The following is a 21595-nucleotide window of genomic DNA, read 5'->3' on the forward strand; positions in this document are numbered from 1 at the left end:
AAACGCTCACACTTATCGGTTGTTGGAAGGATGTCGCCAGCGATCCGGGACTCGTCTTGAGCCTGGAGAGGTCAAGCGGCCGGCTTGGGTCTGTAGCTCAGTTGGTTAGAGCACCGTCTTGATAAGGCGGGGGTCGTTGGTTCGAGACCAACCAGACCCACCATTGCCGGCCTCTGAGTGCATCAATCCCGGGGGATTAGCTCAGCTGGGAGAGCACCTGCTTTGCAAGCAGGGGGTCGTCGGTTCGATCCCGTCATCCTCCACCATCACCATTCTTATCGAGCACTGGTCTTCAGGCCAGGTGAAACGCAAGCGCATCAAGCCTGTTGCGCTTGCGTTTCACTTCGATGCAAGTCGGGTGTGATCATGGCGACCTTCTGGGTCGCTCGGCTGTTCTTTAAAAATTCATAGAGTCGAATCAGCGTTGCTGATGGAAAGCGTACTGTCGTAAAGGTCGGTGCGCACCGTGCCATCAGCAACATTTTGATTGCGTCAACGAATATTCAATTTGATTAAAGCAAATTGGATGCGGCATAACGCGCCGGGTGAAAGACCCGGCAAGCATTTGCTTGATGATGTGGCGGCGAGGTTTGTGCGGCGGCAACGTGGCGCAGACGTCAAAGTTATAGGGTCAAGTGAATAAGAGCATGTGGTGGATGCCTTGGCGATGATAGGCGACGAAGGACGTGATAGCCTGCGATAAGCTTCGGGGAGCTGGCAAATTAGCTTTGATCCGGAGATTTCCGAATGGGGAAACCCACCGAAAGGTATCGTGCACTGAATACATAGGTGCACGAGGCGAACCGGGTGAACTGAAACATCTCAGTAGCTCGAGGAAAAGACATCAACCGAGATTCCGAAAGTAGTGGCGAGCGAAATCGGAGGAGCCTGCAAGTGATAGCACAAGACTTAGCGGAACGCTCTGGAAAGGGCGGCCATAGTGGGTGATAGCCCCGTACGCGAAAAGACCTGTGTGGTACTGAGCTTGCGAAAAGTAGGGCGGGACACGTGAAATCCTGTCTGAAGATGGGGGGACCATCCTCCAAGGCTAAATACTCATCATCGACCGATAGTGAACAAGTACCGTGAGGGAAAGGCGAAAAGAACCCCGGGAGGGGAGTGAAATAGATCCTGAAACCGCATGCTTACAAAAAGTCGGAGCCCGCAAGGGTGACGGCGTACCTTTTGTATAATGGGTCAGCGACTTACATTCAGTGGCGAGCTTAACCGAATAGGGTAGGCGCAGGGAAACCGAGTCCGAATAGGGCGATTCAGTCGCTGGGTGTAGACCCGAAACCAGGTGATCTATCCATGGCCAGGATGAAGGTGCCGTAACAGGTACTGGAGGTCCGAACCGACTAGTGTTGCAAAACTAGCGGATGAGCTGTGGATAGGGGTGAAAGGCTAAACAAACCTGGAAATAGCTGGTTCTCTCCGAAAACTATTTAGGTAGTGCCTCAAGTATTACCGTCGGGGGTAGAGCACTGTTTTGGCTAGGGGGTCATGGCGACTTACCAAACCAAGGCAAACTCCGAATACCGATGAGTACAGCTTGGGAGACAGAGCACCGGGTGCTAACGTCCGGACTCAAGAGGGAAACAACCCAGACCGCCAGCTAAGGTCCCTAAAATTGGCTAAGTGGGAAACGAAGTGGGAAGGCTAAAACAGTCAGGATGTTGGCTTAGAAGCAGCCATCATTTAAAGAAAGCGTAATAGCTCACTGATCGAGTCGTCCTGCGCGGAAGATGTAACGGGGCTCAAGCCAGTTACCGAAGCTGCGGATTCGCCAGCAATGGCGAGTGGTAGGAGAGCGTTCTGTAAGCCTGTGAAGGTGGCTTGTAAAGGCTGCTGGAGGTATCAGAAGTGCGAATGCTGACATGAGTAGCGTTAAAGCGGGTGAAAAGCCCGCTCGCCGTAAGCGCAAGGTTTCCTACGCAACGTTCATCGGCGTAGGGTGAGTCGGCCCCTAAGGCGAGGCAGAGATGCGTAGCTGATGGCAAGCAGGTCAATATTCCTGCACCGATTACAAGTGCGATGTGGGGACGGATCTTAATAGGTTATCCGGGTGTTGGATGTCCCGGTTTAGGCAGAAGTAGGCGTGCGTCAGGCAAATCCGGCGCGCATATACCGAGGCTGCCGATCGAGCGAGCTTGCTCGCGAAGTAACTGAACGAGGTCCCAGGAAAAGCCACTAAGCTTCAGCTTGTGATCGACCGTACCGCAAACCGACACTGGTGCGCGAGATGAGTATTCTAAGGCGCTTGAGAGAACTCGGGAGAAGGAACTCGGCAAATTGACACCGTAACTTCGGAAGAAGGTGTGCCCTAGTAGTGTGTAGTGAACAACGAAGCATGAACGGGTTGCAAAAAATAGGTGGCTGCGACTGTTTATTAAAAACACAGCACTCTGCAAACACGAAAGTGGACGTATAGGGTGTGACGCCTGCCCGGTGCTGGAAGATTAATTGATGGGGTGCAAGCTCTTGATCGAAGTCCCAGTAAACGGCGGCCGTAACTATAACGGTCCTAAGGTAGCGAAATTCCTTGTCGGGTAAGTTCCGACCTGCACGAATGGCGTAACGATGGCCACACTGTCTCCTCCCGAGACTCAGCGAAGTTGAAATGTTTGTGATGATGCAATCTCCCCGCGGAAAGACGGAAAGACCCCATGAACCTTTACTGTAGCTTTGTATTGGACTTTGAACAGATCTGTGTAGGATAGGTGGGAGGCTTTGAAGCCCGGTCGCTAGATCGGGTGGAGCCAACGTTGAAATACCACCCTGGTGTGTTTGAGGTTCTAACCTAGGTCCATTATCTGGATCGGGGACAGTGCATGGTAGGCAGTTTGACTGGGGCGGTCTCCTCCCAAAGCGTAACGGAGGAGTTCGAAGGTACGCTAGGTACGGTCGGACATCGTGCTAATAGTGCAATGGCATAAGCGTGCTTAACTGCGAGACTGACAAGTCGAGCAGATGCGAAAGCAGGACATAGTGATCCGGTGGTTCTGTATGGAAGGGCCATCGCTCAACGGATAAAAGGTACTCTGGGTATAACAGGCTGATACCGCCCAAGAGTTCATATCGACGGCGGTGTTTGGCACCTCGATGTCGGCTCATCTCATCCTGGGGCTGTAGCCGGTCCCAAGGGTATGGCTGTTCGCCATTTAAAGAGGTACGTGAGCTGGGTTTAAAACGTCGTGAGACAGTTTGGTCCCTATCTTCCGTGGGCGCTGCAGATTTGAGGAAGCCTGCTCCTAGTACGAGAGGACCGGAGTGGACGCACCTCTGGTGTACCGGTTGTCACGCCAGTGGCATTGCCGGGTAGCTAAGTGCGGAAGAGATAACCGCTGAAAGCATCTAAGCGGGAAACTCGTTCCAAGATGAGATCTGCCGGGGCCTTGAGCCCCCTGAAGGGTCGTCGTAGACCACGACGTTGATAGGCTGGGTGTGGAAGCGCAGCAATGCGTTAAGCTAACCAGTACTAATTGCCCGTGCGGCTTGACCCTATAACTTTGATGTCTCACATCAATAGCAAATGCAACGATATGCCAATCGTTGTCGCAATCAAATGAAACGCTGATCGATCCGCCACACAATGCGCGGATCGCGACTCTATGAATTCGCTTGGCTGAACAATCAGCAGCCAAGCAACCCGTTATGCCTGACGACCATAGCAAGGTGGCCCCACTCCTTCCCATCCCGAACAGGACAGTGAAACGCCTTTGCGCCGATGATAGTGCGGATTCCCGTGTGAAAGTAGGTCATCGTCAGGCTCTTACTACCAAACCCCCAACCAATCGGTTGGGGGTTTGTCTTTTGGGGCATCCCAAAAGCGTTGTGGCCAGTGCCGCCGATCTGTTATTGCTTGTCGTTTGCGGCAATCAACGATTGCACACCCAAGCGCCGTCCATGGCGAGCGCTTGTACCCGACTCAGATCGGCCAGGAGCATGTCCAGCACCTCCGATGGTGTTCCCGGGTGATCCATGCGTGCAATGCGAAGGAAATAGTCCGACGCGGCAAACCAGCTTTGCAACTGAGCCAACTCAACGCGCTGCCATTCCAGCATTTTGAATTTCACCAGCACTTTGAGCGCATGTGATCGGTGCTTGGCGGGGTCGCGCCGGAACTGGTCAAGGCGGCTGCGAGCGCGGGCGAGGGCGATGCCAACTTCTTCGCCTCGGAAAACGGGGCCATGGCCAGGAATCACGGTCGAAGGGGCCAGCGCCTCGATCAGGTCCAGGGTGGCGCCGACCTCTTCAAACGCATCGACGCCGTCCAGCTCAGGAAAGACAACACCGAAGCCATTGCCCCACAGGGCATCGCCGGAAATCAGCACGCCGTGTTCCGGCTCGTGCAACAGGACCGCGTGCGGGTCGTGGCCCGGGGCCGACCGCACATCCCATCGCAGAGCGCCAGCGCGAAGACGCCCGCCCGGCCACAGCAGTTCGTCGTAGTCGAAGCGCGGGCAGAACTGGCCGGTGGGTGTGTAGGTCAAGGCGACCGGGTCCCAATGGCGTACCGCCGAAGCCTGTCCGGGCGGGATGGCAACCCGGGCCGCTGGCCAGGCTTCCAGCAGCGCAGCGTTGCCGCCGCAGTGGTCGCTGTGCAAGTGGGTGTTCACCACCTGCGCCAGTGTTTGGCCGTCGAGGGCCTGGCGGATGAGGGCCACGGTCTGCCGGGCGTGGCTGGCGTAGCCTGTGTCGACCACCAGGCCCCCGGCCTCGGTGCGCATGACCACGCTGTTGGCCGACAGCCATCCCCGCTCGAGCACCTGGATGCCCAGCGCCGCCAAGGGCTCATCGGGCGCGGGATGGGCGAGGATGGGTGCGTGAGCCATGGGCGATTGTGGGTCGGACCGGCCCCCTATGCCGGTGCGCGGGACCACTCGGCGTCGAGTCGGCGACAGGCCTCGGCCAGCGGCGCGTCGAAGAGGCAGTCGATCCAGCGGGCTTCCCGGTCGGCGATGGTGCGCAGGAAGGCGGAGGCGTCGCCGAGTGCAGCGAAGGCATCGAAGCCGGACTCGAGAAAGTGCTGCAGGGCGTCCAGGCCGGCCGCCTCCGCGGGTTTGCGCATCATGCGAAGGCCCAGGCGCAGTGAGCGCATGCGGGTCAGCCGCTGCAGCTCCTGGCCCATGTGCTGCACCACGGCCAACTGGCGCTCGCGCTCGCCGCGGGCGCCGCAGGCACGCCAGGCCAGGGTGTAGCGCTCGGCGGCGGGCGTGCCCTCGGCCTGCCCCAGCCAGTGGCCCGCGAGTGCATCGTCCAGCCGCTCGGTGAGCGCGTGCATTTCGGTCAGGTCGACCGCCAGTTGCGCGACGGCGGCGGGGAACAGGCGTTCGAGCGCGCCGGCGATGCGCCCGAATTGCTCGTCGCGGCGAGAGAAGTCGTGTTCACCGTACAGCTCTTCCAGAAAGAAGCGCACCGCCGGCTGGCTGCGAGGATCGGCGGCAAGGTCGGCGTAGCTGGCGCGGAAGCGCCGGGCCTGAAGCCCCTTTACGGTGTGCACCGCGGCGGCCTGGGCGGGCGCACCCAGGGCGCCCTGGCGCAGCGCCGCCACACTGTGCAGGTGGGCGCGGATCTGGTCGGCGAAAGCCGTGTTCGAGCTCATGTGAAGGTGAAACCCGGGGTGATCGGCGGCGATGGAGGCCGTTGGCGTGAGATAGTCGGTGCATGCGCGAGCCGACACCACATCCTACCGCCCGCTCGGCCCTGGCCGGCCTGCAGCGTGTGCTGGTGTTCGGCGCCGTTCTGTTGCTGTTGCTGGCGGTGGGCCTGTGGCGGCGCGGGCACCCGATCGGGGCGCTGCTGCTGGCGGCGAGCGTGCTGTGCGGGCACGCCCTGGCCTTGGGTGTCGAATGTGCGCTGGCGGCCTGGGTGAACCGCGAGGACACCCGCCGCCAGGGCCACGGTGCGGACACGCCCTGGACCGCATGGGTGCGCGCCTGGTGGCGCGAGGTGTTGGTGGCCCCACGGGTGTTCGCCTGGCGCCAACCCTTTCGCTGGCGTCTCCTCCCGGACCCCCAAGCGCCGATGCCCGGCCCCGGTGGCGCCGTGGTGCTGATCCATGGCTTCGTGTGCAACCGGGGCTTCTGGCTGCCCTGGCTGCAGGCCTTGCGCGAACGGGGCCTGGCCTACGCGACCGTCAACCTCGAGCCAGTGTTCGGCTCGATCGACGACTACGTGCCATTGGTGGAGGAGGCCGTGCGGCGCGCCGAGCGATTGGGCCCGGGCCTGCCGACCCTGGTGTGCCACAGCATGGGCGGCCTCGCCGCCCGTGCCTGGATGGTGGCCGATCCGCGCAACGCCGCGCGCGTGGCAAGGGTGGTCACCATCGGCAGCCCGCACCGCGGCACCTGGATCAGCCGCTTCAGCCGCGTCGTCAATGGCCGCCAGATGCGCGTGGACGGCGACTGGCTGGGCCGACTCGCCGCGCGCGAGCGCGCGCTGCGCGGCGAAGCGCCCTACGCCGGCTTCGTGTGCTGGTACGCGGACACCGACAACATCGTGTTCCCGGCACCCACCGCCACGCTGCCCGGCGCCGACAACCGCCTGGTGCCGGGCGCGGCGCACGTCGATCTGGCGTTTCAGCCGAGGGTGATGGGCGAGTCGCTGGCGATGCTGGCGTCGGCCGGCAGTTCGCCGAGCGCGCGCACGGTGTCGTAGATCGGCGTGAAATCGGGCGCCGTCATGTCGAAGAGCTGCTCGAAGCTGTCGATGACGAAGTAGGTGGCCTGGTAATCGTCGATCTTGTAGCGGGTGCGCATGCAGCGCACCAGGTCGAGCGCGATGCGCCGCGCGCGCGGGCTGGTCACGCTGTGGCGCAGTTCGCCGGACGAACTGAGGATGCCGGCGCCATAGGCGCGCAGGCCCTGCGGCTCGCGGATCAGCCCGAACTCGATGGTGTACCAGTACAGGCGCGAGAGCAGCTCGCCCGCGCCGAGGTCGTGTGCCTTCAGCCCGCCCTGGCCATAGCGTTGCACGTAGTCCGCGAACACCGGGTTGAACAGCAGAGGCACGTGGCCGAACAGGTCGTGGAAGACGTCGGGTTCGACGATGTAGTCGAACTCCTGCGGCGTGCGGATCCAGTCGGTCACCGGGAAGCGGCGGTGGGCCAGCAGGTCGAAGAAGGGGCGCTCGGGGATCAACCCGGGCACGGCAACGATTTCCCAACCGGTGGCCGGGCGCAGGCGCTCGTTGATCTCGTCGAAGCGCGGGATGCGGTCGCGCACGCCGAGGGCGGGCAGGGCGTCGACAAAGGCCTGCGCGGCCAGGCCGGGCAACAGGGCGCTCTGTCGTTCGTAGAGCCGGCGGTAGGTGTCGTGGTCGGCCTCGGTGTAGGCCGACCAGTTCTGCGGGCAGGTGTAGTCGTCGCGGGCGCGCGAGTAGTCCCCGCGCGGGGGGCGCTCGCTGGCGCCATAGACGACGGGTTCGACGGCCATGGTCTCGTTCTCCGCCGGATCCTCAGGACTTCTGCAGCACACCGCGGCGCATCTGGTCGAGCTCCATGGTCTCGAACAGGGCCTTGAAGTTGCCTTCGCCGAAGCCCTGGTTGCCCTTGCGCTGAATGAACTCGAAGAAGATGGGGCCGAGCTGGTTCTCGCTGAAGATCTGCAGCAGCAGTTCGCCGGGCGCGCCGTCCACCAGGATGTTGCGCTGCTTCAGGGCCTCGATGTCCTCGGCCAGGTTCGGGATGCGCCTGGGCAGCAGCTCGTAGTAGGTCTCGCTGGTGGTCAGCAGTTTCACGCCCGCCATCTGCAGCGCGTCGACCGTGTCGTACAAGTTGGTCGATCCCATGGCGATGTGCTGGATGCCTTCGCCGTGGTAGCGGTCCAGGTACTCCTGGATCTGGCCCGACTTCTCGTTGCCCTCTTCGTTGATCGGGATGCGGATCTTGCCGCAGGGGCTGGTCATGGCCTTGCTCTTGACGCCGGTGGCCTGGCCCTCGATGTCGAAGTAGCGCACCTCGCGGAAGTTGAACAGGCGCTCGTAGAAGTCGGCCCACTCGGCCATGCGGCCCCGGTGCACGTTGTGCGTGAGGTGATCGATGTAGGTGAGGCCGTGGCCCACCGGGGCAAGCTCGGCGCCGGGCAAGGGCTCGAAGTCGACGTCGTAGAAACCGATGTTGCCGATCTCGCCGTCCTTGGCGCCGTTCTTGCCGCGCCAGCGGTCGATGAAATAGATGATGGAGTCGCCGATGCCCTTGATGGCGGGGATGTTGAGCTCGCCCGGGCCGGCCTGCCCCGCGTAGCCCCAGGCGCCCAGGGAGATCGCGCGCTCGTGGGCGGCCTTGGCGTCCTTCACGCGAAAGGCGATGGCGCAGACGCTGGGCCCGTGCTGGCGCGCGAAGCGCTGCGCGAAGCTGTCGGGCTCGGCGTTGATGATGAAGTTGATCTCGCCCTGGCGGTACAGGGTCACGGCCTTGTGGCGGTGCCTGGCGATCGCCTTGAAGCCCATGCGCTCGAACAGCGCGCCCATGGCCACGGGATCGGGCGCGGCGTACTCGATGAACTCGAACCCGTCGGTGCCCATGGGGTTGTCCCAGCCCTGAAAGGCGGTGGCGGAAGCGGGCAGGGCGGCGTTCATGGCGGTCTCCTTCGTGGGTTCTGGGGGATGGGCCACTGTATCGGCGCAGGGTGTCACGATTCCGGCGTTTGTGGGCGCGCCATTTGTCCATCACGCAGGATTTCTGCACAATGCCGGCGATGGAAGCCTTGGACAAGCTCGATCGCGCCATCCTGCGCAGCCTGCAGGCCGATGGGCGCGCCACCTACGACCAGGTCGCCGAGACCGTGGGCCTGTCGGCCAGCGCGGTGCTGCGCCGGGTGCGCCGCCTGGAAGAGGCGGGCGTGATCGCGCGCTACGTGGCCCTGCTGCGGCCCGAGGCCGTGGGCCTGGGCCTCACGGCCCACGTGAGCGTGCGCCTGGAAAAGCACGCCGAGGGCAACAAGCGCAACCCCATGGACGAGTTCCGCGCCAGCGTGATGGCCTGGCCCGAGGTGGTGGAGTGCGTGGCGCTCACCGGCGACATGGACTACCAGCTGCGCCTCGTGGTGGCCGACATGGCCGCCTACTCGCGCTTCATGATGGACACCCTGCTCAAGCACCCCAGCGTGCAGGACTGCAAGACCAGCTTCGTGATGGACCGCGTCAAGAGCACCACCGCGTTGCCGCTCTGAGCGGGCGCTGGGGCGCAGGCGCTTGCGCGTGGCGGTGCTTGCGGCCAGACTTGGGTGCTTTCCCCAGTCCGCACACCCATGGCGACCCGCGACCCCGCCCCGCCCCGCGACGACCGAGCCGACAGCGGCACGGTGCCCATTCGCGCGCTCGACAGCGGCCACCGCGCCGAGATCGTGCGGCACCTGCTCTCGCTGGACGCCTCCGACCGCTACCTGCGCTTCGGCTACGCCGCCACCGACGAGCAGATCGGCCGCTACGCCGAGCGCCTGGACTTCGACCGCGACGCGGTCTTCGGCATCTTCAACCGCCGCCTGCACCTCATCGCCATGGCCCACCTGGCCTTTTCGGTCGACCCGCAGCTGCGCAGCTGCGCCGAGTTCGGCGTCTCGGTGGCCAAGGCCTCGCGTGGCAAGGGATACGGCAGCCGGCTGTTCGAGCGCGCCGTCACGCACGCGCGCAACGAGGGCGTCTCCCAGCTCTTCATCCACGCCCTGTCCGAGAACACGGCCATGCTCAAGATCGCCCGCAACGCCGGTGCGGTGCTGGAGCGCGCCGGCTCCGAGACCGAGGCCCACCTGCGCCTGCCGCCGGCCGATTTCGACTCGCGCGTGAGCGAACTGCTCAGCGACCAGGTGGCCGTGACCGACTACCACCTCAAGGCCCAGGCCAAGCAGTTCTGGGGCGTGATCCGCCTGCTGCAGGAGATCCGCCAAGGCGTGCGCGACGCCCGCGACCGCGCGCGCGGCTGAGCGGCCGGACCGGGTGCGCCACCGGCGCGGCAGGGGTTTGTCCCTTCAAACCCATGGGGTATCCTCGCCCGTTGTTACAACCACCGTCTCCCCCAGTGGCCGACCACCCCCCCAGTAGCGGGCCGCAGCGCGGCCTGCGGCCCCCCGACAAACGCGGATTCCTGCAGAAGCTTGTCGAGTTCATCAACCCCGGTCCGGACTCCAAAGACGAGCTGATCGAGACCCTCGCCGAGGCCGAGGACAACGACATCATCAACGCCGAATCCCGCGTGATGCTCGAAGGCGTGATCCGCATCGCCGACATGACCGCCGGCGACGTCATGGTGGCCGCGCCGCGCATGGACATGATCGCCATCGACGCGCCCTACGACGAGCTGCTGCACCTGGTGATCGACACCGCGCACTCGCGCTTTCCGGTCTACGAGGGCGAGCGCGAGAACATCATCGGCATCCTGCTCGCCAAGGACCTGCTCAAGCTGCAGCGCGCGCCCTCGCTCAACATCCGCGCCCTGCTGCGCCCGGCCACCTTCGTGCCCGAGAGCAAGGGCCTGAACGACCTGCTGCGCGAGTTCCGCGGCAACCGCAACCACCTGGCCATTGTCATCGACGAGTTCGGCCGCGTCGCCGGCCTCATCACCATCGAGGACGTGCTGGAGGAAATCGTCGGCGAGATCGAGGACGAGTTCGACGTCGACGAGGACGCCGGCGACGTCTTCGCGCTGGCCGACAGCACCTGGCGCGTCAGTGGCGACACCCCGATCGAACGCATCAACGAGGCCTTCGAGCTCCACCTCTCCGACGAGGACTTCGACACCATCGGCGGCCTCATCGCGCACACCATGGGTCACGTGCCCAAGCGCGGCGAGGCGCACGAGATCGAGGGCCTGCGCTTCACCGTGCTACACGCCAAGGGCGGTGCCGTGAAGTGGTTCAAGGTGGCGCCGGTGCCCGCCGAACCCTGACCCCCTTCCCCCCACCCACGGCCCATGCGCAGCCTTTTCGGATCGCTCCACACCCCCTCGAGCTTCCACCCCATGACGCGCCGCCCGCCCGGGCGCGGTTCGCGGCTGGCGGGTTTGCTGTTCTTCTGGGTCTGTCTGCTGGGGGGCCTGGGTCAGGCCGCCGCCATCGCCTGGCCCTCGGCGGCCTGGGTGCCGCCGGGCCTGGTGCCAGGGCAGCCGAGCGGCGGGCTGCAGATCGTTTCGCTGGCCCTGCTGGTCTTTGCCCTGCAGTTCGCCACGCGCGTGGGCCAGGCCATGTGGCGCGGCTGGCTGTTCGCCACCGCCTGGCTGGCCGGCAGCTTCTGGTGGCTGTTCATCTCCATGAACACCTACGGTGGCCTGCCGGCCTGGCTGGCCGCCCTGGCCGTGCTGGCGCTGGCCGGCGCGCTGGCGCTGTACTACGCCCTGGCCGTGGGCTTCCTCTGCGCCTGGGCGCCGCTGGCGCGCAGCGCGCAGGCGCTGATGTTCGCCGCCGCCTGGACGCTGGCCGAGCTCGCGCGCGGCCAGCTCTTCACCGGCTTTCCCTGGGGCGCGGGCGGCTACGCCCAGGTCGACCTGATGGCGCCCTGGGCGCCGCTGGTCGGCGTCTATGGCATGGGCTTCATCGCGGCCATCCTGGCCTATGTGCTGGCCTCGGTCCTCACCTGGGCGGTGCACGCCGCCCTGGCCTGGATGCGCCAGCCCGTGCGGCCCGTGCCCGTGCGCGCCGCCGGCGGCGTCTACGTGTCCACGCCGCCCACCGCTCGCGTGCAGGCGCGCCACTGGTCGCCGTTCACCGTGGCGCGCGGCGCCCTGGCCTGGCTGGTGGTGCTGCTGCTGGTCATCAGTTGCCTGGGCGGCGGCGAGCGCTGGCGCGGCCTGGGCCAGGCCGAGACGGCCGGCACCGGTCCGCTGCGCGTCTGGCTGCTGCAGGGCAACATTCCGCAGGACCAGAAGTTCGTGCCCGGCACCGGCGTGGCCCAGGCGCTGGAGTGGTACCCGCGCCAGATGCGCGAGGGCATCGCGGCCGCCAGCGCGCGCGCCGACGGGCCCCAGCTCATCGTGGCGCCGGAAACCGCCGTGCCCCTGCTGCCCGAGCAGCTGGGCGCGGCCTTCTGGCAGCCGCTGCTGCAGCCCATCGCCGAGCAGGCCGGCCCGGGCGCTGCCGCCGTGCTCACCGGCCTGCCCCTGGGCAGCCTGGAGAGCGGCTACACCAACTCCACCTGGGGCTTCACGCCGGCCGCCGCGCGCCGCGCCCTGGCCAACGCCCAGTCGCCCGAGGTGCACCGCTACGACAAGCACCACCTGGTGCCCTTCGGCGAGTTCATCCCGCCCTTCTTCCGCTGGTTCACGCAGATGATGAACATCCCCCTGGGCGACTTCGCGCGCGGCGCGCTGCCCCAGGCGCCCTGGACCTGGGCGGGCCAGCGCATCGCGCCCAACATCTGCTACGAAGACCTGTTCGGCGAGGAGATCGCCGCCGGCTTCACCACCGCCGAGGGCGCGCCCACCGTGCTGGTGAACCTTAGCAACATCGCCTGGTTCGGCGACTCCATCGCCATCGACCAGCACCTGCAGATCTCGCGCCTGCGTGCGCTGGAGTTCGGCCGGCCGATGCTGCGCGCCACCAACACCGGCGCCACCGCCGCCATCGACCACCGCGGCGTGGTCACCCAGCGGCTGCCGCGCCTGGAGCGCGGCCGGCTGGAGGCCACCGTGGAAGGCCGCAGCGGCCTCACGCCCTACGCGCAATGGACGGCGCGCTGGGGCCTGATGCCGCTGTGGGTGGTCTGCGGTGCGCTGCTGCTGGTCATCGCCTCGCTGCGCCAGCTGGGCCGCCGGGGCGGCCGCACGCGGCGGCGCTGAGCCCGGCCGGGCCGACCCCCGGCCCGTAAAATCGCGCATTCCGCCGGTGGCCCGCCTGGGCGGCGCACCGCGCACCCCCCAACAAGACCTCTCACTTTCCGCCGGCCCGCCCACGCGCGGGCCTCACGCGCATGTTGACCTTCCAGCAAATCATCCTCACGCTGCAGACGTACTGGGCCAACCAGGGCTGTGCGCTGCTGCAGCCCTACGACATGGAGGTGGGCGCCGGCACCAGCCACACCGCCACCTTCCTGCGCGCCATCGGCCCCGAGCCCTGGAAGGCCGCCTACGTGCAGCCCAGCCGCCGCCCCAAGGACGGCCGCTACGGCGAGAACCCCAACCGCCTGCAGCACTACTACCAATACCAGGTGGTGCTCAAGCCGGCGCCGGCCAACATCCTGGAGCTCTACCTGGGCTCGCTCGAGGCCCTGGGCTTCGACCTGAAGAAGAACGACATCCGCTTCGTCGAGGACGACTGGGAAAACCCCACGCTGGGTGCCTGGGGCCTGGGTTGGGAGGTCTGGCTCAACGGCATGGAGGTGACCCAGTTCACCTACTTCCAGCAGGTCGGCGGCATCGACTGCCGGCCCGCCACCGGCGAGATCACCTACGGCCTGGAGCGCCTGGCCATGTACCTGCAGGGCGTGGAGAACGTCTACGACCTCACCTGGACCGAGGGCCTGAGCTACGGCGACGTCTACAAGCAGAACGAGGTGGAGCAGTCCACCTACAACTTCGAGCACAGCGACGCCGACTTCCTGTTCACCGCCTTCGCCGCGCACGAGAAGCAGGCCAAGCACCTCATGGCCGAGCGACTCGCGCTGCCCGCCTACGAGCAGGTGCTCAAGTGCGCGCACAGCTTCAACCTGCTGGACGCGCGCGGCGCGATCAGCGTGACCGAACGCGCCGCCTACATCGGCCGCATCCGCAACCTCGCGCGCAGCGTGGCCCAGAGCTACTACGAAAGCCGCGAGCGCCTGGGCTTCCCCATGGCGCCGCGCGAGTGGGTGGCGCAGATCGAGAAAAAGGCCGCCTGAGCCGGGAAGAGAAGAACAACGATGTCCGCACAGAACCTGCTCGTCGAACTCTTCGTCGAGGAACTGCCGCCCAAGGCGCTGAAAAAGCTCGGCGAAGCCTTCGCCACCGGCCTGGCCGCCAGCCTCCAGGCGCAGGGCCTGGCGCCGGCCGACGCCGCCGTGACCGCCTTCGCCTCGCCGCGCCGCCTGGCCGCCCACGTGGCGGGTGTGCTCGCGCGCGCCGCCGACAAGCCCCAGTCGCACAAGCTCATGCCCGTGTCCGTGGGGCTGGACGCCAGCGGCCAGCCCACGCCCGCGCTGCTCAAGCGCCTGGGTGCGCTGGGCGCCGACGCCTCGGCCGTGGCGGGCCTGCGCCGCGCCGTGGACGGCAAGGCCGAGGCCCTGTTCTTCGACAGCATCGCGCCCGGCGTCGAACTCGCGGCCGGCCTGCAGAAGGCCCTGGACGAGGCCATCGCGCAGTTGCCCATTCCCAAAGTCATGACCTACCAGCTCGAGTCGGGCTGTGCCCTGCCGGGCTGGGACAGCGTGCAGTTCGTGCGCCCCGCGCACGGGCTCGTGGCACTGCACGGGGCCGAGGTGGTGCCTGTGAAGGCGCTGGGCCTGAAGGCCGGCAATGCCACCCACGGCCACCGCTTCGAAGCCCGCGTCGACCCGGTCGCCATCGCCCACGCCGATGCCTACGCCGACACGCTTGCGCAGGACGGCGCCGTCATCGCCTCCTTCGCCGAGCGCCGCGCCGAGATCGCGCGCCAGCTCGCGGCCGCCGCGGCCCAGGTGGGCGGCGCTTGCCGGCCCGTCGAGGACGAGGCCCTGCTCGACGAGGTGACCGCGCTGGTCGAGCGCCCGAACGTGCTCATCTGCGAATTCGAGAAGCAGTTCCTCGACGTGCCGCAGGAGTGCCTCATCCTGACGATGAAGGCCAACCAGAAGTACTTCCCGCTGCTCGACGCGCAAGGCCGGCTCACGAACCGGTTCCTGGTGGTCAGCAACATCCGCCCCGACGACGCCAGCGCCGTGATCGGCGGCAACGAGCGCGTGGTGCGCCCGCGCCTGGCCGACGCCAAGTTCTTCTTCGACCAGGACCGCAAGAAGACGCTGGAATCGCGCGTCGAGGGGCTGGGCAAGGTGGTCTACCACAACCAGCTCGGCACGCAGGGCGAGCGCGTGGAGCGCGTGCGCGCCATCGCGCGGGCCATCGGCCAGCGGCTCGGCGGCGACGTGCTCGCCCAGCAGGCCGACACCGCCGCGCGCCTGGCCAAGACCGACCTGCTCACCGACATGGTGGGTGAGTTCCCCGAGCTGCAGGGCATCATGGGCGGCTACTACGCGCGCCACGACGGCCTGAGCGAGGACATCGCCTTCGCCATCGAAGACCACTACAAGCCGCGCTTCGCGGGCGACGCGCTGCCGCGCAACGCCGTGGGCACGGTGGTGGCACTGGCCGACAAGCTGGAAACCCTGGTGGGCATGTTCGGCATCGGCAACCTGCCCACGGGCGACAAGGACCCGTTCGCGCTGCGCCGGCACGCGCTGGGGGTGGTGCGCATGCTGATCGAGGCAGATGTGCCTGTGAACCTTGATTGGCTGCTCGGGGCTGCTGCGGTGCCGTTTGGTACGTTGATCAAAGATCCCTCGGCTGAACTTGAGCAGTTCATTTATGAGCGGCTTCGTGGCTACTTCCGTGATGAGGATCGCTCGGTTAAGCACCCTCGGGGTGTTTCAGAACCTCATGCCTACACGAATGCCGAGATCGACGCCGTGCTGGCGCTGCGTCCGCAACTGCTGAGGTCACTGGACGCGCAATTGCACGCTGTGTTGGAGTTCGCGTCCTTGCCCGAGGCCCCCGCCCTGGCGGCCGCCAACAAGCGCATCGGCAACATCCTCAAGAAGTCCGAAGGCGTGGGCGGGCCCGTCAATGCCGGCCTGCTGAAAGAGCCCGCCGAGAAGGCCCTGTTCGACGCCATGCAGGCCACCGTGCCCGGCGCCGACGCGCGGTTCGAGGCCGGCGATTTCACCGCCAGCCTGCAGGCCCTGGCCGCGCTGCGCGCGCCGGTCGACGCCTTCTTCGACGGCGTCATGGTCAACGCCGACGACCCCGCGCTCAAGGCCAACCGCCTGGCCCTGCTGCAGCAGCTGCACCGCGCGATGAACCGCGTGGCCGACCTTTCGCGACTCGCGGCATGATCGTGGCATGAAGCTGCTCATCCTCGACCGCGACGGCACGCTCAACCGCGGCCGCGACGACAAGGTGGCGTCGCCGGACGAATGGGAGCCTTTGCCGGGCGCGCTCGAGGCGGTGGCGCGGCTCAACCACGGCGGCTGGCGCGTGGTGTTGGCCACCAACCAGTCGGGCATCGGCCGCGGCCTGTTCGACATGGCCTCGCTCAACGCCATCCACCTCAAGATGCACCGCCTGCTGGCGGCCGCCGGCGCGCGGGTGGAGGCCATCTTCATCTGCCCGCACGCGCCAGAAGACGCCTGCGGCTGCCGCAAGCCCGCGCCCGGCCTGTTCCAGCAGATCGGCGCGCGTTTCGGCGTGCCCCTGGCCGAGGTGGTGGCCGCCGGCAACTCGCTGCGCCACGTGCAGGCTGGCGCCGCCGCCGGTTGCGCCACGCACCTGCTGCTCACGGGCCAGTCGGCCGCGTTGGGCGGCCAGCCCGGCGCCGCCATCGCGGGCCTGCCGCCCGCCACCCAGGTCCACGCCGACCTCAGCGCCTTTGCCGACTGGCTGCTGGCCCAGGTCCCGCCCCCTTCCAAGCCGACCGCCTGACCCCCGAGCATGATCGCTATTCACTTCCTGCGCTCCGTGTTGCACTTGCTGGTGATGGTGATCACCGTGATCCCCTGGGGGCTGGCGGTGGTGATCGTCTCGCCCTTCGTGAGCAGCACCACGCTGTACTGGATGTGCGCGAACTGGCTGCGCGTGGCGGTGCACAGCGGCACGCTGATCCTGGGCATCCGCAACCGCGTCACGGGTCTGGAGAACCTGCCCGTGGGCAGCACCGCGCCGGCCGTGCTGCTGCTCAAGCACCAGTCCACCTGGGAAACCTTCGCCATGCCCACGCTGATGCCGCACCCGCTGGCCTACGTGTTCAAGAAGGAGCTGCTCTACGTGCCCTTCTTCGGCTGGGCCATGGGCCGGCTGGACATGATCCACATCGACCGCAGCAAGCGCACCCAGGCCTTCAACAAGGTGGTCGAGCAGGGCCAGCGTCTGCTCGACCAGGGCACCTGGGTGATCATGTTCCCCGAGGGCACGCGCATCCCGCGCGGCGAGAAGGGCAGCTACAAGACTGGCGGCACGCGCCTGGCCGTGGCCACCGGCGCGCCGGTCATCCCCATCGCCGTGACCTCGGCCAAGTGCTGGCCGCGCAAGGCCTTCATCAAGCGGCCCGGCGTGGTGGACTTTTCCATCGGCAAGCCCATCCCCAGCCAGGGCCGCGAGGCCGACGAGCTCATGCGCGAGGTCGAGGCCTGGATCGAAGGCGAAATGCGCCGGCTCGACCCCGAGGCCTATCGCTGAGGCCGGCGTGAAGGGCTTCGTGCAGCTGGCGTTCGATCTGTTCGGCCCCGCCGCCGAGCCCGAGCCGCCGCGCGCCGCGCCGGCCCCATCGGCCCCGGTCGCGCCGGTCGGCACCGATCATGCGCTGCCGCTGGCCGAGGTGTTCCAGCCCGGCACCTGGCACCACCCGCGCGCCAACCGCCTGGTGCGCCTGCGCGGGGCCGAGGTGGGCTACGAATTCCTGCGCGGCAAGCGCCGCACCATCGGCCTGAGCGTGGGCACCGAGGGCCTGAGCGTGCGCGCCCCGCGCTGGAGCACGCTGGGTGATGTGGAGGCCGTGCTGCAGGAGAAGGCCGGCTGGGTGCTCGACAAGCTGGCCGAGGCGCGCGAGCGCGCCGAGCGCCAGGCCAGCTCGCGCATCCGCTGGGCCGACGGCGCCGAGCTGCCGCTGCTGGGCGAGCCCGTGCGCCTGGCGCTCGACCCGGCGCACGGCTTCTCGGGCCGCGGCGGCGCCTTCGACGCGGCCGCGCGCGTGTTGCGTGTCGGCCTGCCGCGCCACGCCAGCGAGGCGCAGATCCGCGACGCCGCACAGGCCTGGCTGATGCGCCACGCGCGCACCGTGTTCACGCAGCGCCTGGACCACTTCGCGCCGCGCCTGGGCGTGCAATGGACCCGGCTGAGCCTGTCCAACGCCGACACGCGCTGGGGCAGCGCCAGCGCCGACGGGCGCATCCGGCTCAACTGGCGGCTGATCCACCTGTCCATGGACGCGATCGACTACGTGGTGGTGCACGAGCTCAGCCACCTGCACCACATGGACCACAGCCCGCGCTTCTGGGACGTGGTCGCCAGCGTGATGCCCGATCACGCCGAGCGCCGCCGCGCGCTCAAGGACGCGGCGCTGCCCTTCACCGAGGGCTGAAGCGCCAGACGCCGTCGGCGCCGCGGGTGCGCGCCAGCGTGCCCGCGTGCCACAGCCGGTTCAGGTGCGCCACCGCCTCGCCCATGGCGAAGGTGGTCTGGTGCAGGTCCAGCTGGCGCTGGAACAGCACGGGCAGCGCGTCGAAGGCGCTCAGGGGCCTTTCGCGGCAGGCCGCCACCACCTCGGCCAGGCGCTCGTCGTGGTGCGCGTGCAGTTGCGCGATGCGCTCGTGCAGGCCGGTGAAGGGCCTCCCGTGCGAGGGCAGCACCAGCGTGTGCTCGGGCAGCGGCAGGAACTTGTCGATGGAGTCGAGGAAGCGCTGGAGCGAGTCGGCCTCGGGCTCCTGCTCGTACACGCTCACGTTGGTGGAGATGCGCGGCAGGATCATGTCGCCGCTGATCAGCACGCCCAGGGACTCGCTCCACAGGGCCATGTGCTCGGGCGCGTGGCCGTAGCCGCTGATGCAGCGCCAGTCGTGCTCGCCGATCCGCACCACCAGGCCGTCGAGCAGGCGGCGCGACTGCGCGGGCACGGACGGCACCAGGTTCGGGTAGTAGCCGGCGCGCGCCCGCACCTTGGCCACGCTCTGCGGGTCCGTGAGGCCGTGGCTGGCGAAGTAGGCCGCCGCCGCGTCGCCGCCGAAGCCGGTGGTGGTCTGGGTGCCCAGGCGCGCCATCGCGTGGTCGGTGGCGCTGATCCACAAACGGCAGTCCCACTTCTCGCACAGCCAGTGCGCCAGGCCGATGTGGTCCGGGTGCATGTGCGTCACGATCACGCGCAACACGGGCAGGCCGTCCAGTTCGTTGGCGAACACCTGCTCCCACTGCGCCTTGGCCTCCTCGCGGGCGATGCAGCAGTCCACCACCGTCCAGCCCTCGCGGCCGTCCAGCGTGTCGCGCAGCAGCCAGAGGTTGATGTGGTCGAGCGCGAAGGGCAGCGTCATGCGGATCCACTTCACGCCAGGCGCCACCACCAGGGCGCGGCCAGGCTCGGGCAGGGTGGTGCCCAGGGGGTAGTGAAGCCGGGCTTCGAGCTGATCGCGGGTGGGACTCATGGCGGGGAAGTGATTTCAGTAAGATGCGCGCGCCTTGACGTTGACGTAAACGTCAAGAAAAGGGCATTCTACGGAGCCACCGTTCCCTTTCCCTGTCCGCCACCCGACACCCCGGTACCCCGGCACATGGCCACCAATCCCACCTACACCATCAGCGACCTGGCGCGCGAGTTCGACCTGACCACCCGCGCCATCCGCTTCTACGAAGACGTGGGCCTGCTGCAGCCGCTGCGCGAAGGCCCGGGCGGGCGCAACCGCGTCTACAGCGCGCGCGACCGCACCCGCCTGAAACTCACGCTGCGCGCCAAGCGCCTGGGCCTGTCGCTCACCGAGGCCAAGGACATCATCGACATGTACGACAGCCCGCGCGACACCGGGCCGCAGCTGCGCAAGTTCCTCGCCGTGCTGGCGGAGCACCGCCGCCAGCTCGAGGAGCAGATGGCCGACCTGGTGGCCAACCTCGACGAGGTCAAGGCGCACGAGAAGGAGGCGCGTGCCCTGCTCAACAAGATCGAGCGCAAGGGCGCCTGAGCCGCCGCCGGCCCGGTCGATCGCTGGTTTGACGTTTACGTAAACGTCAACCTAGAATTGGGGCTCTCCCATCCCCCGGGCCGCACGGCCCCGCACCGATGAGCACCCCCTTCCAGGCCCAGGACCCGAACTACGCAACGCGCGTGCGCGAGAGCTTCGCGCGCCAGGCCGCCATGGACACGCTGGGCGCCTCGCTGGCCGAGGTGGCGCCGGGGCGCGTGGTCATCACCTTGCCATGGGCCGCGCGCCTCACGCAGCAGCACGGCTTCCTGCACGCGGGCATGGTGTCCACGGCGCTCGACTCGGCCTGCGGCTACGCGGGGTTTTCGCTCATGCCGGCCGACGCCGCCGTGCTCACCATCGAGTTCAAGATCAACCTGCTCGCGCCCGCGCAGGGCGAGTCCTTCCGCATGGTCGGCACGGTCATCAAGCCCGGGCGCACCGTCACCGTGGCCGAAGGTCAGGCCTATGCCCTGCACGAGGGCCGGGAGAAGCTCGTGGCCACCATGGGCTGCACCCTCATGACCGTTCTGGGCCGCGACAAGGTGCGCGGCTGACACCCACCACACCAACACCCACAGGAGACTTTCCATGACCCAACTGCCCGGCCTCGACTTCCAGCTTGGCGAGGACATCGACGCCCTGCGCGACGCCGTGCGCGACTTCGCGCAGGCCGAGATCGCGCCGCGCGCGGCCGAGATCGACCGCAGCGACCAGTTCCCCATGGACCTGTGGCGCAAGATGGGCGAGCTGGGCGTGCTGGGCATCACCGTGCCCGACACCTACGGCGGCGCCAACATGGGCTACCTGGCGCACATGGTCGCCATGGAGGAGATCAGCCGCGCCAGCGCCTCGGTGGGCCTGTCCTATGGCGCGCACTCCAACCTGTGCGTCAACCAGATCAAGCGCAACGGCAACGACGCGCAGCGCCAGAAGTACCTGCCCAAGCTCATCAGCGGCGAGCACGTGGGCGCGCTGGCCATGAGCGAGCCCGGCGCGGGCTCCGATGTCATCAGCATGAAGCTCAAGGCCGAGGACAAGGGCGGCTACTACCTGCTCAACGGCAGCAAGATGTGGATCACCAACGGCCCGGACGCCGACACCCTGGTGGTCTACGCCAAGAGCGAGCCCGAGCTGGGCGCGCGCGGCGTCACGGCCTTCCTCATCGAGAAGGGCATGAAGGGCTTCTCCATCGCGCAGAAGCTCGACAAGCTGGGCATGCGCGGCAGCCACACCGGCGAGCTGGTGTTCCAGAACGTGGAGGTGCCGGCGGAGAACATCCTGGGCGGCCTCAACAACGGCGCCAAGGTGCTCATGAGCGGGCTGGACTACGAGCGCGCCGTGCTCAGCGGCGGGCCGCTGGGCATCATGCAGGCGGTGATGGACAACGTGGTGCCCTACATCCACGACCGCAAGCAGTTTGGCCAGAGCATCGGCGAGTTCCAGCTCATCCAGGGCAAGGTGGCCGACATGTACACCGTGCTGCAGGCCGCGCGCAGCTTCGCCTACACGGTGGCCAAGAACCTGGACGTGCTGGGCAGCGAGCACGTGCGCCGCGTGCGCAAGGACTGCGCCTCCGTCATCCTGTGGACGGCCGAGAAGGCGACCTGGATGGCCGGCGAGGGCGTGCAGATCTTCGGCGGCAACGGCTACATCAACGAGTACCCGCTGGGCCGCCTGTGGCGCGACGCCAAGCTCTACGAGATCGGCGCCGGCACGAGCGAGATCCGCCGCATGCTCATCGGCCGCGAACTCTTCGCCGAAACCATGTAAGCCGCCC

The 21595-nt window shown here is 67.1% G+C and carries 18 protein-coding genes, 2 tRNA genes and 2 rRNA genes; 17 read left to right on the forward strand and 5 right to left on the reverse strand.

Annotation, left to right across the window (positions count from 1 at the left end):
* Positions 1-86: 86 nt before the first annotated feature.
* The 4 genes from DY262_RS08970 to rrf all read left to right on the forward strand — a co-directional run bounded on the left by DY262_RS08970 (position 87) and on the right by rrf (position 3770).
* Positions 87-163 (forward strand) — tRNA-Ile (locus DY262_RS08970).
* 27 nt (positions 164-190) lie between these two features.
* Positions 191-266, forward strand: a tRNA-Ala gene (locus tag DY262_RS08975).
* A gap of 363 nt (positions 267-629) precedes the next feature.
* A 23S ribosomal RNA gene (locus DY262_RS08980) occupies positions 630-3503 on the forward strand.
* A gap of 154 nt (positions 3504-3657) precedes the next feature.
* A 5S ribosomal RNA gene (gene rrf / locus DY262_RS08985) occupies positions 3658-3770 on the forward strand.
* 108 nt (positions 3771-3878) lie between these two features.
* On the opposite strand, the gene DY262_RS08990 is transcribed toward rrf, so the two are convergent.
* Entirely contained in the window at positions 3879-4835 is a 957-nt protein-coding gene (locus DY262_RS08990; protein ID WP_116958592.1) for an MBL fold metallo-hydrolase, read from the reverse strand.
* A gap of 26 nt (positions 4836-4861) precedes the next feature.
* The gene (locus tag DY262_RS08995) at positions 4862-5605 is read right to left on the reverse strand and encodes an FFLEELY motif protein (protein ID WP_245980905.1); all 744 of its coding nucleotides are present in this window, start codon (positions 5603-5605) and stop codon (positions 4862-4864) included.
* Between the two features lie 62 nt (positions 5606-5667).
* Between DY262_RS08995 and DY262_RS09000 the strand changes: the two genes are divergently transcribed.
* On the forward strand, positions 5668-6660 hold the full coding sequence (locus tag DY262_RS09000) for an esterase/lipase family protein (RefSeq protein WP_116958593.1): 993 nt from the start codon (positions 5668-5670) through the stop codon (positions 6658-6660).
* Here the strand turns inward: DY262_RS09000 and phhA are convergent.
* Together phhA and hppD are read right to left on the reverse strand one after the other, a co-directional pair.
* Positions 6582-7436 (reverse strand): phenylalanine 4-monooxygenase, encoded by an 855-nt coding sequence (gene phhA / locus DY262_RS09005; protein WP_116958594.1) that lies wholly within the window; start codon positions 7434-7436, stop codon positions 6582-6584. The two genes, DY262_RS09000 and phhA, sit on opposite strands and share 79 nt — an antisense overlap.
* 22 nt (positions 7437-7458) lie before the next feature.
* Positions 7459-8580, reverse strand: coding sequence for a 4-hydroxyphenylpyruvate dioxygenase (hppD, locus tag DY262_RS09010; protein ID WP_116958595.1), 1122 nt, complete (start codon positions 8578-8580; stop codon positions 7459-7461).
* A gap of 119 nt (positions 8581-8699) precedes the next feature.
* On the opposite strand from hppD, the gene DY262_RS09015 reads away from it, so the two are divergent.
* From DY262_RS09015 to DY262_RS09055, 9 genes are all read left to right on the forward strand, one after another.
* Positions 8700-9173: an Lrp/AsnC family transcriptional regulator gene (locus DY262_RS09015; RefSeq protein WP_116958596.1), complete on the forward strand. Its 474-nt coding sequence runs from the start codon at positions 8700-8702 to the stop codon at positions 9171-9173.
* 78 nt (positions 9174-9251) lie between these two features.
* Positions 9252-9923 (forward strand): GNAT family N-acetyltransferase, encoded by a 672-nt coding sequence (locus tag DY262_RS09020; RefSeq protein ID WP_116958597.1) that lies wholly within the window; start codon positions 9252-9254, stop codon positions 9921-9923.
* Between the two features lie 95 nt (positions 9924-10018).
* Complete coding sequence (locus DY262_RS09025; RefSeq protein WP_175442878.1) at positions 10019-10885, forward strand: CorC family transporter; 867 nt, start codon at positions 10019-10021, stop codon at positions 10883-10885.
* Positions 10886-10957: 72 nt separating this feature from the next.
* Positions 10958-12769, forward strand: coding sequence for an apolipoprotein N-acyltransferase (gene lnt, locus DY262_RS09030; RefSeq protein WP_116958598.1), 1812 nt, complete (start codon positions 10958-10960; stop codon positions 12767-12769).
* Positions 12770-12900: 131 nt separating this feature from the next.
* Positions 12901-13806 carry a glycine--tRNA ligase subunit alpha gene (gene glyQ, locus DY262_RS09035; RefSeq protein ID WP_116958599.1) on the forward strand — a complete coding sequence of 302 codons (906 nt, stop codon included), beginning with the start codon at positions 12901-12903 and terminating at the stop codon, positions 13804-13806.
* Positions 13807-13827: 21 nt separating this feature from the next.
* Positions 13828-15990: a glycine--tRNA ligase subunit beta gene (gene glyS / locus DY262_RS09040; RefSeq protein WP_116958600.1), complete on the forward strand. Its 2163-nt coding sequence runs from the start codon at positions 13828-13830 to the stop codon at positions 15988-15990.
* Positions 15991-15997: 7 nt separating this feature from the next.
* Entirely contained in the window at positions 15998-16576 is a 579-nt protein-coding gene (gmhB, locus tag DY262_RS09045) for a D-glycero-beta-D-manno-heptose 1,7-bisphosphate 7-phosphatase (protein WP_116958601.1), read from the forward strand.
* A gap of 18 nt (positions 16577-16594) precedes the next feature.
* The gene (locus tag DY262_RS09050; RefSeq protein ID WP_116958817.1) at positions 16595-17329 is read left to right on the forward strand and encodes a lysophospholipid acyltransferase family protein; all 735 of its coding nucleotides are present in this window, start codon (positions 16595-16597) and stop codon (positions 17327-17329) included.
* A gap of 7 nt (positions 17330-17336) precedes the next feature.
* Entirely contained in the window at positions 17337-18230 is an 894-nt protein-coding gene (locus DY262_RS09055) for a M48 family metallopeptidase (RefSeq protein WP_116958602.1), read from the forward strand.
* Here DY262_RS09055 and DY262_RS09060 read toward each other — a convergent pair.
* The gene (locus DY262_RS09060) at positions 18217-19284 is read right to left on the reverse strand and encodes an MBL fold metallo-hydrolase (RefSeq protein ID WP_116958603.1); all 1068 of its coding nucleotides are present in this window, start codon (positions 19282-19284) and stop codon (positions 18217-18219) included. The two genes, DY262_RS09055 and DY262_RS09060, sit on opposite strands and share 14 nt — an antisense overlap.
* A 126-nt stretch (positions 19285-19410) precedes the next feature.
* Here DY262_RS09060 and DY262_RS09065 point away from each other — a divergent pair, with 126 nt between their 5' ends.
* From DY262_RS09065 to DY262_RS09075, 3 genes are all read left to right on the forward strand, one after another.
* Positions 19411-19815 carry a MerR family transcriptional regulator gene (locus DY262_RS09065; RefSeq protein WP_116958604.1) on the forward strand — a complete coding sequence of 135 codons (405 nt, stop codon included), beginning with the start codon at positions 19411-19413 and terminating at the stop codon, positions 19813-19815.
* A gap of 98 nt (positions 19816-19913) precedes the next feature.
* Positions 19914-20372: a PaaI family thioesterase gene (locus tag DY262_RS09070; protein WP_116958605.1), complete on the forward strand. Its 459-nt coding sequence runs from the start codon at positions 19914-19916 to the stop codon at positions 20370-20372.
* A gap of 34 nt (positions 20373-20406) precedes the next feature.
* Positions 20407-21588, forward strand: coding sequence for an isovaleryl-CoA dehydrogenase (locus DY262_RS09075; protein ID WP_116958606.1), 1182 nt, complete (start codon positions 20407-20409; stop codon positions 21586-21588).
* Positions 21589-21595 lie beyond the last annotated feature (7 nt).

This window comes from Hydrogenophaga borbori (genome assembly GCF_003417535.1).
GTDB lineage: Bacteria > Pseudomonadota > Gammaproteobacteria > Burkholderiales > Burkholderiaceae_C > Hydrogenophaga > Hydrogenophaga borbori.